17 protein-coding genes are annotated in these 15,258 nt (G+C 62.0%); 9 read left to right on the top strand and 8 right to left on the bottom strand.

Annotation, left to right across the window (positions count from 1 at the left end):
- Positions 1-221 precede the first annotated feature (221 nt).
- Positions 222-620 (bottom strand): DUF7674 family protein, encoded by a 399-nt coding sequence (locus CT3_RS13005; protein ID WP_066533172.1) that lies wholly within the window; start codon positions 618-620, stop codon positions 222-224.
- A 471-nt stretch (positions 621-1,091) separates the two neighbouring features.
- On the opposite strand from CT3_RS13005, the gene CT3_RS13000 reads away from it, so the two are divergent.
- On the top strand, positions 1,092-1,541 hold the full coding sequence (locus tag CT3_RS13000; protein ID WP_066533171.1) for a hypothetical protein: 450 nt from the start codon (positions 1,092-1,094) through the stop codon (positions 1,539-1,541).
- A 245-nt stretch (positions 1,542-1,786) separates the two neighbouring features.
- On the opposite strand, the gene CT3_RS12995 is transcribed toward CT3_RS13000, so the two are convergent.
- From CT3_RS12995 to CT3_RS12980, 4 genes are all read right to left on the bottom strand, one after another.
- Positions 1,787-2,119 (bottom strand): hypothetical protein, encoded by a 333-nt coding sequence (locus CT3_RS12995; RefSeq protein ID WP_127446233.1) that lies wholly within the window; start codon positions 2,117-2,119, stop codon positions 1,787-1,789.
- A 448-nt stretch (positions 2,120-2,567) separates the two neighbouring features.
- Positions 2,568-3,482 (bottom strand): alpha/beta hydrolase, encoded by a 915-nt coding sequence (locus CT3_RS12990; protein ID WP_256682307.1) that lies wholly within the window; start codon positions 3,480-3,482, stop codon positions 2,568-2,570.
- 231 nt (positions 3,483-3,713) lie between these two features.
- Positions 3,714-4,154, bottom strand: a complete 441-nt coding sequence (locus tag CT3_RS12985) for a hypothetical protein (RefSeq protein ID WP_066533165.1) — start codon at positions 4,152-4,154, stop codon at positions 3,714-3,716.
- Positions 4,155-4,715: 561 nt separating this feature from the next.
- A complete protein-coding gene (locus CT3_RS12980; RefSeq protein ID WP_066533164.1) occupies positions 4,716-5,600 on the bottom strand; it encodes a LysR substrate-binding domain-containing protein in 885 nt (294 codons plus the stop codon).
- Between the two features lie 124 nt (positions 5,601-5,724).
- Here CT3_RS12980 and CT3_RS12975 point away from each other — a divergent pair, with 124 nt between their 5' ends.
- The 6 genes from CT3_RS12975 to CT3_RS12950 all read left to right on the top strand — a co-directional run bounded on the left by CT3_RS12975 (position 5,725) and on the right by CT3_RS12950 (position 11,285).
- Entirely contained in the window at positions 5,725-6,474 is a 750-nt protein-coding gene (locus tag CT3_RS12975; protein WP_066533163.1) for an SDR family NAD(P)-dependent oxidoreductase, read from the top strand.
- 44 nt (positions 6,475-6,518) lie between these two features.
- The gene (locus CT3_RS12970; RefSeq protein WP_066533160.1) at positions 6,519-7,505 is read left to right on the top strand and encodes a TRAP transporter substrate-binding protein; all 987 of its coding nucleotides are present in this window, start codon (positions 6,519-6,521) and stop codon (positions 7,503-7,505) included.
- Positions 7,506-7,589: 84 nt separating this feature from the next.
- Entirely contained in the window at positions 7,590-8,105 is a 516-nt protein-coding gene (locus CT3_RS12965; RefSeq protein ID WP_066533158.1) for a TRAP transporter small permease, read from the top strand.
- Between the two features lie 28 nt (positions 8,106-8,133).
- The gene (locus CT3_RS12960; protein WP_066533155.1) at positions 8,134-9,393 is read left to right on the top strand and encodes a TRAP transporter large permease; all 1,260 of its coding nucleotides are present in this window, start codon (positions 8,134-8,136) and stop codon (positions 9,391-9,393) included.
- Positions 9,394-9,429: 36 nt separating this feature from the next.
- Complete coding sequence (locus tag CT3_RS12955; RefSeq protein ID WP_066533153.1) at positions 9,430-10,284, top strand: transketolase; 855 nt, start codon at positions 9,430-9,432, stop codon at positions 10,282-10,284.
- A complete protein-coding gene (locus CT3_RS12950) occupies positions 10,281-11,285 on the top strand; it encodes a transketolase family protein (RefSeq protein WP_066533149.1) in 1,005 nt (334 codons plus the stop codon). Before CT3_RS12955 ends, CT3_RS12950 begins: the two co-directional genes overlap by 4 nt.
- A gap of 330 nt (positions 11,286-11,615) precedes the next feature.
- On the opposite strand, the gene CT3_RS12945 is transcribed toward CT3_RS12950, so the two are convergent.
- Together CT3_RS12945 and CT3_RS12940 are read right to left on the bottom strand one after the other, a co-directional pair.
- Positions 11,616-11,903 (bottom strand): barstar family protein, encoded by a 288-nt coding sequence (locus CT3_RS12945; RefSeq protein ID WP_066533147.1) that lies wholly within the window; start codon positions 11,901-11,903, stop codon positions 11,616-11,618.
- Positions 11,904-11,991: 88 nt separating this feature from the next.
- Complete coding sequence (locus CT3_RS12940) at positions 11,992-12,537, bottom strand: MarR family winged helix-turn-helix transcriptional regulator (protein ID WP_066533145.1); 546 nt, start codon at positions 12,535-12,537, stop codon at positions 11,992-11,994.
- 60 nt (positions 12,538-12,597) lie between these two features.
- Here CT3_RS12940 and CT3_RS12935 point away from each other — a divergent pair, with 60 nt between their 5' ends.
- Positions 12,598-13,470, top strand: coding sequence for an EamA family transporter (locus CT3_RS12935; RefSeq protein ID WP_066533144.1), 873 nt, complete (start codon positions 12,598-12,600; stop codon positions 13,468-13,470).
- A gap of 150 nt (positions 13,471-13,620) precedes the next feature.
- Positions 13,621-14,238, top strand: a complete 618-nt coding sequence (locus CT3_RS12930; RefSeq protein WP_066533142.1) for a nitroreductase family protein — start codon at positions 13,621-13,623, stop codon at positions 14,236-14,238.
- Positions 14,239-14,378: 140 nt separating this feature from the next.
- On the opposite strand, the gene CT3_RS12925 is transcribed toward CT3_RS12930, so the two are convergent.
- Positions 14,379-15,071, bottom strand: coding sequence for a pentapeptide repeat-containing protein (locus CT3_RS12925; protein WP_083520216.1), 693 nt, complete (start codon positions 15,069-15,071; stop codon positions 14,379-14,381).
- Positions 15,072-15,258: the final 187 nt, after the last annotated feature.

Genomic DNA, 15,258 nt, shown 5'->3' with positions numbered 1-15,258 from the left:
GCAGCCTACCTAGATTTAGACGACAGGCAGAATCGCTCGCCGTTCTCATAAAATAAATATATCCGAAATGATGAGAGTGATCGATCGCAAGCATGCCTTTTAGGAAAACCTAAAAATTTCGAAATAGGAGATTGACATGAGCTGTTAATGTCTATTCATCGAATGGCTGCTTCTGGCCGAGAACAGACCTCCGCGACGTCCGCTAGCGACCCCAAGCGGACCTACGCAGAAGGCAATACCTGCGCGGTCTTTCCATCCCAGAAGTCGTTAAGACCTAACCACCAACGCCGACTTTCAGGCCCGAGCATCTGTTCAAATTCGTTCAAACTGGCACGATCGTGAGCCCAGACGTTCTGCACGCCCTCCAAAATGCCGATGGTTGCGAACTCCTTGACCCAGAGAGAGCCCTCGACGTGCATGTGCTCTATGGCACCGACGACTGGAATCAGCTCTTGATCTCGGCCAGCGCGATGCAGCATCAACAAATGCCGTGCCAAATCTCCTGCAATCACATAGAGCAATGGTTCGTCGCCATACTCAGCTAGGTGAGCCAACCAATCCTCCTCGAAGGATGGGCATGCTTGAAGCAGCAATGGCATGACTTGGTTCTGTTCGATCATAGAGGGGACTCGTTGCTGGTTGCTCTGTGGCCAACATGCCTTGAAAAACCGCGACTTCCTGCAGCCCCATGTCTCGCGACGCTGCAAACCGTGCCATTGCACAAACAGCCGCACCCATTGCAAATAGGCATGCTCCGTGCCGTAGGATATAGTGCTTGTTACAAATTCGCTCGCGGATCTGATTCAACAACCGCGTGGTGCGTAACACAGGAGAGGTGACGGGTTCATAGCTAAATTCAGTACTGAATTTTCATGCAAAACACCTGCCACCGAGTCAGGCGACAAGTCTCTTGCGGCTCTTTTGCATGCCAATTTAGACCGCAAGCGCCAGACGGAATTTCGCTCTTCTATCAATCAACAATAGTTTTGCTGCTCCTTCGAAACAGCGGCTATCCATGAATGCGCCCTGACCAGTCATTCCAGCGGGCTGCCTCCGGCGGCCGCTGAATTCAAACCCTGGGCGTAAAGAACATGCCAACCCAACCACCTAAGCTCATCGCTATCAACCACGACGACTACGCAGCGGCATTCGTTGGCCAAACGGCAGACGGTCGTCAGTTCTTCCTGACGACACCGTTTGAGCCTGCAATCAGAGGGAAAGCGGGAGAAGAATTCGTTGCGCTCTACCTGTTCGACAAGAAAGGGGCGCTTGTCGAAGCCAAGATCGACAGCTTCGGCCCTCGCGATGCAATGGATGAAGCTGCGCGCCAAGCGTTTCACAAGAAGCTTTTGTCCGAGATAGAGCCGGTGAAGTACCAAAGAATCAGCGTGGCCCCGTTCTCGGTCGACAAGTTCGGCACCACCTTTGGCTTGGTTCTTCGCACACCCGAAGATGAAGAGGATGACTGGGCCGTTGAGGCGCAACCGGGCAACTACATGGCGTTCTTCGAGCCTTGGGACAGTGGTGACTATGACACCTGACCCGCACGTGGCGCCTGACCCTGCCATCGAGCGCATTCGCCTAAGGTAAGCCGCTCATGTCAGGCGTTGAATGTCTGCTTCTTGACTCCATCAGCGACGGCTCATGGCCGACAGCAGCTCTCGCCGGAAAGTCCCTGTAGACCCGAGGCTGTCTTTCAGCGGATAGCTGCAAATTACTCAATGTCAAGAGGCTTTGCTCAAATGCGCAGCTTGGCGGGAATCAGCCACCACCTCGATACCTGCAATCAGGAAAATCTCCGAATAAGTCGCTCGCACGTCGCACGAACCTGCTGTTGGTACAAGGCTTCCAGCTCCTTCGCTTCGTTGTCGCATTGTTCAAGCCACAATTTAGTACATTGGCTGCGAATTTCTTGAGGCGGAATGTGATCTGCTTCGCTAGCTATGCCAACGAACAACATAAAGTCAGGGTCATTGTCCAGTTTTGATGCTTGGAATCTCAAAAAGGCAAGCTGGCGAACACCTTCTAAGAATGGAACTGAGCCACCAGCAAGACCATGGGCTGTGCCTATAACCGCCTTTTGTGCCTCGGCCACTTGCCTTTCATCAAGCCAATTCATGCGACTCCTTTTAGCGGCCGTCTCTTACCACCTACGAGAAACCTGATCGAGCAATATTGTGCTGCAAGCATCGACTGTCAGCTTCTGGCCGTATGCCGCCTCCGGCGTTCATCCGCAAGTAATTCACTAGGCATTGAAGCGTTGGTTGCAGTCGCCGCGGATCAGGTGCAGGCTCGGCTTGCCCCAGACGCTGATGGGCAGCGTGCAGCCAGTGCAACGCGGTGCTTCATGCGGTTGGACTGGTTTGCGGCTGCATTGGCTGCGGCCTCTTCGTCGCTGCTGGTGCCTGGTGCCATAGCAGTCTCCACCGGCCGGATGGCCTTCGCCAGAACCGGTACTGCAGATAGAGGCGACTGCATGTCCGGCATGTCCTTGATCTGCGTGGCCCATGCTTCACAGGCCCGTGGTCACGTGCCCGATGGCCGGAAAGCGGTCGTACCCGCTCGCCTCATGTCTGAGGCAGTGATTCCCCGCGCACAAAAGCTACCGCGGTCGGCAGTATCGGGGCCAACCAGCCCAGGGGGCGGGCCAGGGCAGCGACGGTCGTCACGTGGCCTATGTGGTCAAAGATCCGCATCTCCACCTCGGTACCCCCAGTCCGCAACCGGTTCGCCAGGCCGACGGTGTTGCGCTGCGCATCTACCACGGTGTCGTTGCGCGCGGCCAGCAGCAAGGTGCGGGGCGCTTTGGCTTTGGCGTGGAAGATGGGCTGGGAGTTGGCCGGGGTGTGCGGCCAGCCGAAAGCAAGCTGTACCTCGGGGTCGACAATCGGCAAAAAGTCGTACGGCCCGGCCAGACCAATCCAACCGGCCAGGCGATTTGGGGTCAAGTCCAAAGGCGCCAGCCAACGCGGGTCCAGCGCGAGCATGGCCGCGTTGTAAGCCCCAGCGGAATGGCCCATCACCATCACCCGCTCGGGGTTGCCTCCCAGGCCGGCAGCATGCGACAAGGTCCATTGCAGGGCCAAAGCACAATCGCCCAGAAAACCGTCGTAGTGCACCTGGGGACTCAGTCGATAGTCGGCCACCACAGCGATGATGCCGTTGGCTGCCAGGGCTTCGCCCACGAAACGATACATGGCCCGCTCGCCGCTCGTCCAGTTGCCGCCGTATAAAAACAGCACCACCGGTGCATGGCCGGGCACGGTATCCGTGGCTGGCTGTGGCTGGTACACATCCAGCAGATGCCGCGGATCGGGCCCGTAGGACACGCCGGTGGGGCCGTGGTAGGTGTCATGGGGCACCAGATGGTCGAGCACCTGGGCACCAGAACAGCCTGACACCAAAGCCACGATGGCGGACCCGATGCCCATGAGGCCTATGCGACGGCTCATTGGTGTGGAAAGCTTGGAAAAGATAGGCATGCAGTCCATACGCCATTTAACGGCTTTTGGATTCACACGTGTACTTCAACGTGGAGCTAGTGCCGAAACCGAAACATCAACCCACCACTAAGAGCCACTCTCGGCGACACATTGCTGACCGGCACCTTCCTCCACAGCCCAGAGACTTCGGCCAGCCGTACCACAACACCACCTCATGACACTCCCCGGCCGCTCAAGCCTGCGCGCAGGATCTCTGCGGGGGGAGTGCGCTTATACCTTGGCGAGGAAGGCCGCTGCATCACCCGCTTCACACTTCCAGTCTGCGAAGACACCCACCAGATTGCATTCCACGCAGTGGCAAGCGATGTAGTACCAGCGCACGTCATGTGTGCCCTCGTACACGGAGACGCCGGACACCAGCTCGAACACCTCGTTCTCGCACACGCACTCGTGCGCCTCGGGGGCGGCCTCTTCAATGTGGTGCGCGCTGTCGCCCATCAGGTGTTCCTGCCCGCAGTCGCTGCAGGTGCGGATTGCCACGCCGGCTTCCTCATCCGTCTGCAGCGCAAAAGTCCGGCTCCCGCAATTGCATTTGGACGAGGCAAACCGGACGGCCTCGTAGCCATTCGCAACGCTGTAGCTGCGCAGTTCGGCTTGGGTGTCGCCGGACGTCGTCCCGTACCAGAACTCGCCCTTCTTCGTCAGTGCCATTGATGCTGTTCCATTCTTCAAGATGGGCTTCCCGGCAGACCTGACGCCAGGCTTGCCCCGATCCTCTGGATTTTGCCTGAAGGCACGGTGAATCGTCGCCAAGGGGCCGGGCTGGGGCAGGGTGAGCTCCCACAAGGGCAAAGGCTGCGAAAATCCTGGAATGCCGATTCCTGGAGATTGCAGCCCGAGTCCATCCAGTTCGGCGGTTGATCGCCGCCGACATTCGGTGTTGCAGCCCCTGCATTAGCTCTCAGCTGGAAGCAGTTGGCCAGGCAGCCTTCGCGAACGGCTATTCCTGGTTGAGAACAGACCTCCGCGACGTCCGCTAGCGACCCATTGCAGCAGTTCAAGCCTCGTCGACCGGTGACTGATTAGCAGCGGTTGCGGTCCTTCGGTGACGCAACTCATACTTACGCTGGTTGCCATCAAGCGGACGTTGGTTTTGACGCTCTAGGTGCGAATAGATGCGGTGGTCGGTAAGCGACTCATAGCCAGCTGAGGCTACAAAGCGAAGCCCCCCCGGGGCCAGCCTCCTGCGAAATCCCTGCGGTTGCGTTTAGCTTATGTTTTCGCTGCTTCTCCGTGCAGCCAGGACAAGAAGGCCTCCACTGCCGGGCGTTTGGCGTGGCGTTCGGGGTAGACGGCGAAATGCGCTTTGACGCGTATGGCCTTCTCCATGCCAAACGGCGCCTCAAGCTTGCCTTCTTCCAGGTGACCGCCGGCGTTCATGGTGCTTTCCAGCGCCACACCTAAGCCCTGTGTGGCCGCATCCAGCGACATCTGTGCTCGGTCGAAGCGTAGCGCGAAGCGGTCGGGTGCGCGCTGCATTGTGAAACGGCCAAACCAGTCGGACCACTGCACGATGCTCACGTTGCTCTGGATCAGCGGCACCTCCAGCAACTGTTCGACCCGCTTGAGCTTGTGCGTCTTTATGAAGGCCGGGCTTGCCAGCGGCACTAGCGACTCGACGAACAGCGGCTCCACTACCAGATCGCCCCACTGCGGGATGCCATAACGAATATCGATGTCGGACTGGCCGAGCGCGAAGTCGCTGGGTGTGTGTGCGGCGGAAAGATTGAGCGAGATGTCCGGATAGGCCTGTGCGAAGCGATGTAGTCGAGGCATAAGCCAGAGGCTGGCGATGCTTGGTGCGGAGTGCACGTAGAGACTGTTGCGGATGCCCTGCTTGAGGTCGTCGGTTGCGGCAGCTATGGCGTTGAGTGCCGCACCCACGTGTAACCGGTAATGCTCACCTGCGGGGCTCAAGCGAACTCCGTGCGCGCTGCGTTCGAAAAGGCGGACGCCCAGGTGCGATTCGAGCCGAGAAATTTGGTGGCTAATGGCTGAGGCAGTGAGGTGCAGCTCAGCCGCTGCCAGCGCAAAGCTGCGGCGGCGGGCCACCACTTCGAACGCCTGCAGGTTGGCGATGGGGGGCAACGCAGCCATCGGGTGAATCCTCATGTTGAGTGACGAATTGTCATCTTACGCTGACCTTATATCGCTTGTCATCATCATGTCCGGCTTTGAGAATTCGCTCCACGCACTATTCAAACCACTGGAGACAAGACTCATGCTTCTCAAGGACAACGTGGCCATCATTACCGGCGGTGCCGGCGTCAACGGCCTCGGATTTGCCACAGCCCGTCTCATGGCAGCGCAGGGTGCCAGGGTCGCCATCCTCGATCTGGAACGCGCCGATCCGTTTGCGGCTGCTGCACAGATTGGCCACGGCGCCATCGGCATCGTCGCTGACGTGACCGACAAGGACTCGTGCGACGCCGCAGCAGCAGCCGTGCTCAAGGCCTTCGGTCGCATCGACACGCTGGTGAACAACGCGGGCATCACGCAACCAGTGAAGACGCTGGAGATCACCGGTGCCGACTACGACCGCATCCTGGACGTGAGTCTGCGCGGTACGCTTTACATGTCTCAAGCAGTGCTGCCGACCATGCGCCAGCAGCAAAGCGGATCTATCGTCTGTATCTCGTCGGTTTCGGCCCAGCGCGGCGGCGGCATTCTGGGTGGCCCCCACTATTCGGCTGCAAAGGCGGGCGTACTGGGCTTGGCCCGCGCTATGGCCCGCGAGTTTGGCTCCGAGAACATTCGCGTCAACTGCATCACGCCCGGGCTGATCGGCACGGACATCATCAAGGGCAAACTGACCGAAGAGAAAAAGGCCGAGATCGCGGAGACCATTCCACTGGCCCGCCTGGGAAGGGCCGACGACATTGCCGGCGCCTGCGTGTTCCTGGCCAGCCCGCTGTCGACCTACTGCACCGGCATCACGCTCGATGTGAACGGCGGCATGCTGATCCACTGACCGCCCTCACGACCTCTCAAAAAACATAAACCAGGAGACAAACGATGCAACGCAAAACCTTCACCCGCACCTTGTTGGCAGCCGCCGCTTTGGCAGTGGCACTGCCCGGGCTCGCTCAGGCACAGACCATGAAGCTCACTCTGGGCCATGGCGCTGCCCCTGGCAATCCGCGCCACGAGGCCGCCGTCAAGTTTGCTGAAACCCTCAAGGCCAAGACCGCAGGCCGCATCGAGGTGCAGGTGGCGCCATCGGCCCAGCTGGGCGACGATGCGGCCATGGTCACAGCTGTGCGCACCGGCGCGCTGGACATGACAGCGAACTCGCAAGGTGCCGTGTCGGTGGCTGTGCCCGAGTATGCCGCTTATGGCATGCCGTTCATGTTCTCCACCCCCGCGCAGGCCTTCAAGCTGCTGGACGGCCCGCTGGGCCAGGAGCTGGCGCAAAAATCTGCAGACAAAGGCATGGTGGTGCTGGGCTATTGGGACAACGGCATCCGCCACATGACCAACAGCAAACGTCCCATCACCAAGGTCGAAGACATGAAGGGCTTGAAGATGCGCACCCCGCCTGACGCAGTGCTGGTGGACATCATGCAGGCGCTGGGTGCCGAGGCACAGCAGATCAAATTTGCCGAGCTGTACGTGGCGCTGCAGCAAGGCGTGGTCGATGGGCAGGAGAACCCGCTGGTCAACATCCATGCGAGCAAGCTGTACGAAGTGCAAAAGCACCTGGCCCTGACGAGCCACATGTTCCAGATGACGCCGTTCCTGATGAGCAAGCGCACCTGGGACCGCCTGTCTGACGCCGACCGCAAGGCAGTGACCGAGGCCGCCGCCGAAGCCACAACGCTGCAGCGCAAGATGTCGCAAGAGGCCGACGACAAGCTGCTGGAAGACCTCAAGAACAAGGGCGTGCAGGTGACCACGGTGGACAAGGCTGCGTTTGCCAAGGCCACGGCAGGAGTGGACGCCAAGTGGCTGACCACACCCATCGGGCCTTACCTCAAGAAAGTCATCGCCGCTGCGCGTTGACCGTTCTAGGCGCAGCTACGCCAGTTTTCATTTCACCGAAGCCGCTGCATGGGTCACGGCCCCTGCAGCCCAAGGAGTCTTCCGATGAACTTCATCGAATGGGCCGTTGTCGGCGTATGCCGTGTGCTGTTATGGATCAGCACGACCGTCATCTTTGTCATCTTAGTGGCCAACACCGTGTTGCGCTACGCCACCGGAACCAGCCTGCAATGGGCCAACGAGGTACCGGAGCTACTGTTTCCCTGGTTGGTCATGTCTGGCGTGGTACTGGCGGCTGCACATGGTGCTCACATCACCACCAGCTTTCTGATGGACGCCGTTCCTCCTGCGCTGCGCCGCTGGGCCTCCATCGGCAGCTGGCTGGTCGTGGCAGTGCTGTATGGCACGCTCGCTCGCGCCACCTACCAGATGCTGGTGATCGTCCACGACGAGAAGTCGCCCATCCTGCAGGTGCCCGGGTCGCTCACCTATGGCTGCGTGATGGGCGGGCTGGTGATGCTGGCGTTGCTGGCGCTCAAGTCAGCCTGGAACGCATGGGCCACGCCGCAGGTGCCCAGCCCCCCCGATACCGAGACCGCCGTGCCAGAGGCGCACTGGTAAGCCCCGTCCCCTGCCAAGGATTTCCCCTATGAGCGCCCTCATTCTTGTTGTCTTTCTCGGTGCCGCCGTGCTGGCCATGCCCATTGCCCATGCGCTGCTGGTCGCGGCCATGGCTGCCGCTGCAACCTCTGACCGCATCCCGCTCGATTTGCTGGTGCAGCAGATGGTGGCGCAGGTGCAGAGCTTTCCGCTCATCGCGATCCCGTTCTTCATGCTCACCGGCTCGCTCATGATGGGCGGCCGCCTGGGGGCAGCGCTGGTGGGTGTGCTCAGCACCCTAATCGGCCGCTTTCACGGCGGGCCTGCGCAGGTGGGCGTGTTGTCGTCCACGCTGTTCGGTGGTGTGTCGGGCTCTGCCGTGGCCGATGCCTCGGCCATTGGCTCGCTGCTGATTCCCTGGCACAAGCGCCTGGGCTATCCGCCCGCTTTCTCTGCTGCTACGCTAGCCGCGGCAGCCACCATCGACATCCTCATCCCGCCCTCGATCCCGATGATTCTGTTCGCGCTGACGGCCAATGCCTCCATTGCGGCACTGTTTGTCGCGGGCATCCTGCCTGGCATCCTCATGTGCGCCGGCTTCATGTTCATGTGCTGGTGGGTCGGCAAGCGCCGTAACTTTCCGCGCGACACCACCCCAATCAATTGGGGCGAGTTCCGCGTACACCTGCTGTACTCGTCGCCCGCGCTGCTGCTGCCGGTGCTGATCGTGTTGTTCCTGCGCTTTGGCATTGCCACACCCACCGAGGTGGCAGTGTTGTCCACGCTGTACGCCGCTGCGGTGTCGGTGGTGGTGTACCGCGACCTGTCGCTCAAGCGCCTGAACGATGCCGTGGTGCATGCAGGCCTGGCGACCGGCGTAGTGCTGCTGGTGATCATGGCCTCTGCCGCCATCGGCTGGCTGCTCACCTACGATCAGATGCCTACGGGCGTAGCCCACTGGATTCAGCAGAACGTGAGCCAAGGCTGGATCGTGATCCTGATCATGAACCTGCTGATGCTGTTCATCGGCATGTTCATCGACCTGCCGGCCGCCGTCTTGCTGCTGACCCCGGTGTTCCTGCCCTTGGCCGAAAGCATTGGCATGGACCCGGTACAGCTGGGAATCATGATGGTGGTGAACCTGGCTGTGGGCCTCTACACCCCGCCCGTGGGCACCACGCTGTTCATCACCAGCGCGCTGGCCAAGGTCAAGGTGGGTCAGACGGTACGTGAGCTAGGACCGTTCTACTTTGTAGCTTTCCTGGTACTGGCGCTGGTGTCTTATGTGCCGGCCTCGATCCTTCGCTGACCGCTTTTCTTCCCCCGCTTCACACAGGAGAACTTCATGACTTCCGCCGCAGACAAACTGCAGGCGCTGGCCCGGTGCGCCCATCGCATCCGCCGCTACGCCGTTCGTATGGGTGAGGTTCAGGGTCAGGGCTACATCGGCCAGGCCCTGGGCTGGGCCGATGTGCTGGCCGTGGCCTACGGCCACGCGCTGAACCTGCAACCCCAAGACCCCACCTGGGAGGGCCGCGACCGCTTTCTGCTCTCGCACGGCCACTACGCTATCGCGCACTACGCGGCGCTGATCGAGGCTGGCGTGATCCCGCAGGAAGAACTGGAAACCTACGGCAGCGACGACAGTCGCCTGCCCATGAGCGGCATGGCCACCTATACGCCGGGCATGGAAATCTCCGGCGGCTCGCTGGGCCAGGGCCTAATCATTGGTGTCGGCATGGCACTGGGCCTCAAGCAGAAGAAGAACCCCGCCTTTGTCTACAACTCCATGAGCGACGGCGAGCTTGACGAAGGATCGACCTGGGAAGCCGCCATGTCGGCTGCGCACCACCAACTGGACAACCTGATTTGCCTGGTGGACATCAACAACCAGCAGGCCGACGGCCCCAGTTCCAAGGTGCTGGGCTTCGAGCCGCTGGCCGACAAGTGGGCCGCCTTCGGCTGGCATGTGCAGCGCATCGACGGCAACGACCTAGCTGCCGTCCTGGCCGCGTTCGATATCGCACGAAACCTCAAGGAAGCCAAGCCGCGTGTGATCCTTTTCAACACGCTGATGGGCAAGGGTGTGCCATTCCTGGAGACGCGCGATAAAAACCACTTTATCCGGGTCGATCCACCAGAGTGGCAACAAGCCCTCTCCATCCTCGACCAGAATGCCCCCGAAGGAGCCGTCGCATGAACCCTGTCGCTGAAAAAAAGCCGCGTCTGACCACCTCCGCCATGATCGCCTCCATCGCGGGCGAGGGACAGCGCGTCAAAGCTGCTCCGTTCGGAAAAGCCCTAGTCGAACTGGCCGCCAAGCGGCCTGAAATCGTGGGTATGACCGCTGATCTGGCGAAGTACACCGACCTGCACTTGTTTGCGCAAGCCTACCCCGAGCGCTTCTACCAGATGGGCATGGCCGAACAACTGCTCATGGGCGCAGCCGGCGGTATGGCCAAAGAAGGCCTGATCCCGTTCGCCACCACCTATGCGGTGTTCGGCACGCGCCGGGCCTATGACTTCATCCACCAGGTGATAGCCGAAGAGAGCCTGAATGTGAAGATGTGCTGCGCATTGCCTGGACTGACCACCGGCTACGGCCCAAGCCACCAGGCCACTGAAGATGTGGCCATGATGCGCGGCATCCCCGGCCTGACCATTATCGACCCCTGCGACGCGCTCGACATCGAACAGGCCGTACCGCAGATGGCCGCGCACAACGGTCCGGTCTATATGCGCCTGCTACGCGGCAACGTGCCGCTGGTGCTGGACGAATACGACTACAGCTTCGAGATGGGCAAGGCCAAGCGCCTGGTGGACGGGGACGAGGTGCTCATCATCTCCAGCGGCTTCATGACCATGCGCGCGCTTGAGGTGGCCAAGGCGTTGCAGTCCGACAAGATCGGCGTGGCGGTGTTGCACTGTCCGACGATCAAACCACTGGATGAGGTCACCATCCTCGCTGAGGTGCTGCGTAAGCCGCGCTTGGTGGTGGTGGCTGAGAACCATTCGGTTGTGGGAGGCTTGGGCGAGGCGGTGGCCAGTAGCCTGTTGCAAAACAGCGTGACACCCACCAAGTTTCGCCTCGCAGGCCTGCCCGATGCATACTTGGATGCTGGGGCGCTGCCTACGTTGCATGACCGTTACGGCATCAGCACTGAGGCGCTGAGTCGGCGCGTCAAGGCCTGGCTGGGTTGAACGCCGTCGAGCAGTTTGAATGGCTTCCGTCGAATGACCGTTTACGATGGAAGCCGTCCTCCAGCTCTCAGTATTGAGTGTCTGCTACCAGCCTGAAGCAGTCGCCTGGAGGAATGCCTTAGAGGACTGCTCATGGCCGAAAGCAGGCAGGCCTGCTCACTACCGTCACTGAACCACTTGGTGGAGGGGCGCTCCACACCCCGTGACGGCTTGCCGGCGCAGGCGGGGCAGCCTCCAGTCGTCGCGCTGCGGCGCAGCATTGGCCCCTGTGCTGGCTTCAGGCGGCCGAACAGCCCATCCAGACAGACGGCCTGCCATGGGTGAGCCGGGTTACACGTACTCCACCCGGGCTGCCAGCGCGGGGTACTGCTGCTGCATGCGCTCCAGGCATTGCTGCAGCACGCGGGCATCGCGGGGGAGGTGTGCCTCCAGTGCCCGCCATCCCTCCAGCCGCAGCGTGTGGGGCATCTCCACCAGCCCGGTGATGGCGTCCCAGAAGGCGTCCCAGTTGCGGCCGTAGAAGCCCGGAAATGACAGCGCCGTCATCAGCCGTTGATGCAGCTCCTCTGTCTTGAAAACATCGCTGACAGTGACCACCACCTGCTGCGCGCGTGCCATGTGTGCAGAACTCCTTTGGATCCCATTCTGCCTCCTGCCCAAAAAAGACCCGGCATGTGGCCGGGGTCCGCTGCGGTGCCCATGCCGCTCAGGATGCCGGCGTCGCATCGGCACCATGGTTGGAAGGCTCCAGGGCGCGCAGCAAGTGGGACAGCTGTGCATCCAGGTCGCGCAGCACGTCGGCAGGCAATACCGACAGCATCGTGCGTTCGTTGTCTACATGCGCCTCCACCGCGCGCTCGATCAGCGCCAGCCCGTCCGCGGTGAGCTGTACCAGGGTGCTGCGCGCATCCTGGGCGTTGGGTACGCGTGCCACCCACCTCCGGGCCTCCAGGCGCTTGAGCCTGTGGGTCATCGTGCCCGAGGTCACCATGAGGGTGGAGAACAGCTCCGTGGGGCTGAGGCAGTAAGGGGCGCCAGACCGCCGCAGGGCGGCCAGCATGTCGAACTCCCACACGCTCAGGTCGAACTCCGCAAAGCCGGCTTCCAGCTGCTGCTCCAGCAGCGCCGCACAACGTTTGATGCGCCCGATGGGGCCCATAGGGCTCACATCCAGATCGGGGCGCTCGCGCCGCCACTGGGCCAGGATGGTGTCCACGGCATCGCGCGGCGGAGAAAGCGTATGGTCTTTCATTTGTCTTGACTTCAAGATAACTGGCTTGCACAATGAATTGTCTTGATTTGAAGATAACACATGCCTGCCGACATTTCTCCCCACCCCTGGCGCGACGCCTTGCTGACCGCGTGCGCCCCTGTCATCTGGGGCTCCACCTACATCGTGACGTCCGAGTTTCTGCCGCCGGACCGGCCCTTCACCGCCGCGCTGATCCGGGCGCTGCCCGCCGGGCTGTTGCTGCTGCTGATCACGCGGCAGCTGCCGCACAGGCAGCACTGGTGGCGGCTGTGGGTGTTGAGCGCGCTGAACATCGGCGTGTTCCAGGCGCTGCTGTTTGTGGCGGCCTATCGCCTGCCCGGTGGCCTGGCGGCAGTGCTGGGGGCGATTCAACCGCTGCTGGTCATGCTGCTGGCCTGGGCCGTCGATCGCCGTGCACCGGGCGTGGTGGCGGTGTGCTGCGCTGCGGCCGGTGTGTTCGGCATGGCCGTGCTGCTGCTGTCGCCGCAGACCGTGTTTGAGCCGATTGGCATGGCTGCGGCCTTGCTGGGGGCGGTGTCCATGGCCACGGGCGTCTGGTTGACCCGGCGCTGGCAGATCGGCTTGCCTGTGCTGTCCATGACCGGGTGGCAACTGGTGCTGGGAGGGCTGATGCTGGCGCCGGTGGCGTGGCTGGCAGATGCCCCGCTGCCGACGCTGACCGGGGTGCAATGGGCCGCCTATGCCTACCTCAGCGGGGCGGGCGCCCTCGTGGCCTATGTGCTGTGGTTTCGCGGTGTGGCCTGTCTGCCTTCCGTGGCCGTGGCGTCGCTGGGCCTGCTGAGCCCGCTGACCGCTGTCGTGCTGGGCTGGGCCTTGCTGTCCCAGTCCATGACCGGGGCTTCGCTGCTGGGGCTGCTGGTCGTGCTGGCCAGTGTCTTTGGCGTGCAATGGGCTTCAAGCCGCAAGCCCTAGAGCGGCGCGCACTGCCACGGCCAAGCTTTCTCCTTTGATCCGACCACCTTCGCGATCACTTCCCGGATCACTTTCCCGATCACTTTTCCGATCACTTCCTCGATCACTTCGATCATTTTTTCTCGACCCCTTTTTTCTTCCGTTACCCCTATGACCCTGTCCGTCCAAGCTGCCATCGCATCCCGCATTTCCGTCAACAGCTTCCAGCCCGACCGTCCTTTGGACGATGCCACCATCGCGTCGCTGGTTGACCTGGCCACCAAGGCTCCGTCGGCCTACAACCTGCAGAACTGGCGCTTTGTGGTGGCCCGCTCGCCAGAGGCCAAGGCCCGCCTGCAGGCTGCGGCCTATGGGCAGCAGAAGATTGCGGATGCCTCGGCCGCCTTCCTGGTCTGCGGGACGCTGGAGGCGCACACGCAACTGGCATCGGCCCTGGCTCCCAGCGTGCAGGCGGGATTCATGCCGCAGGCCATGGCCGAAGCCTGGCAGTCGCAGGCGCACCGCAGCCATACGGGCAATAGCACGCTGCAGCGGGATGAGGCCGTGCGCTCCGCATCCCTGGCGGGCATGACCTTGATGCTTGCGGCCGAAAGCATGGGTCTGGGCTCGTGCGCCATGAGCGGCTTTGACGCCGCACAGGTTGCGCAGGCGTTGGGCCTGGCAAGCACGGAATTGCCGGTGCTGATCGTGGTGGTCGGCCATCCAGAGCCCGGCAACTGGCCCCAGAAGCCCCGCAAACCGGTGGCGGATGTGCTGACCATCGTGTGACGGGGCACGTGCCGCGCGACCAGTGGAGCGTTGGCGAGGCGCTAGCGAGGCGCTGGCGGGTAATGAGGCAGGAGAGGGCAGGGCGGCCGCTGCCCTGGCGTTCTGCCCCAATATCCGGCCCCAGCGGAGGGGCCACCCCGTCAGAGCACGGTCACGCCCAGAGACGCGACGATGGCCGCCGCCTGGTCCGTGGACATGATGGCGCCTTTGAAGTGATGCTGCAGGTCCCCGACCTGGACCTTGCCAAGCTCCACATCCCGCACATCGGCCGAGGTGAAGTTGGCGTTCCGGAGGTTGGCATCCCGCAGGCTGCCGCCCGCAAACACGGCCTGGGAGAAGTCGCAGCCGCCCAGGTCGGCACCCGCGAAGTTCAGGCCTTCCAGGCGCAGCTTGCGAAACGACATGCCCCGCAAGTCCGCATTCACCAGCAGGCAGCGTTGGAGGGTCAACCCCAGAGACTGCACCTGGTAGAACTTCGCACCGGTCAGTTTGACCTCGCTGAACGTGGCGGCCGCCAGGCGGGCGCGCGTCCACGACGCGTTGTTGAAGTCGCCCCCGTCGAACCGGGCTTCGGTCAGGTTGGCCATGTCGAACTGGGCAAAGGCTGCGCGGCAGCGGCTCCAGGTGGTGCGGGAGAGGTCGGCCTTTTCAAGTTGGGCCCCGGAAAACGTGCATTCGCTGAACTGCACCCCGCTCAGGTCCAGGCCCGACAGGTCGGCATCGTCCAATTCGCAGCCCTCCAGGCGAATGCCTTTGCCGCTGCGGGTGCGCTGGAGCGCTTGCAGGTCAGCGCGGTCCAGCGGGCCGCCTTTCAGTGTCAGCAGATCGGTCATATCGTGTTTTCAGGCTGGGCCGGTGAGGTTACCGCGTCGCTGGCGGGGTGGTGCGCCATCGTGCGCCAGCGCGCGTCATCGCGGGCCATCGCAAAAAGACCCGGCACGCGGCCGGGTCCCCTGCGGTGTTTCAGAAGGCCGCCGCTTGTATGCAGCAGGCGGCAGGGATAGGTCTGTGGGGCAGTAG

The sequence above is a fragment of the Comamonas terrigena NBRC 13299 genome (assembly GCF_006740045.1).
GTDB lineage: Bacteria > Pseudomonadota > Gammaproteobacteria > Burkholderiales > Burkholderiaceae_C > Comamonas > Comamonas terrigena.
This window is presented reverse-complemented; position numbering and strand designations above follow the sequence as displayed.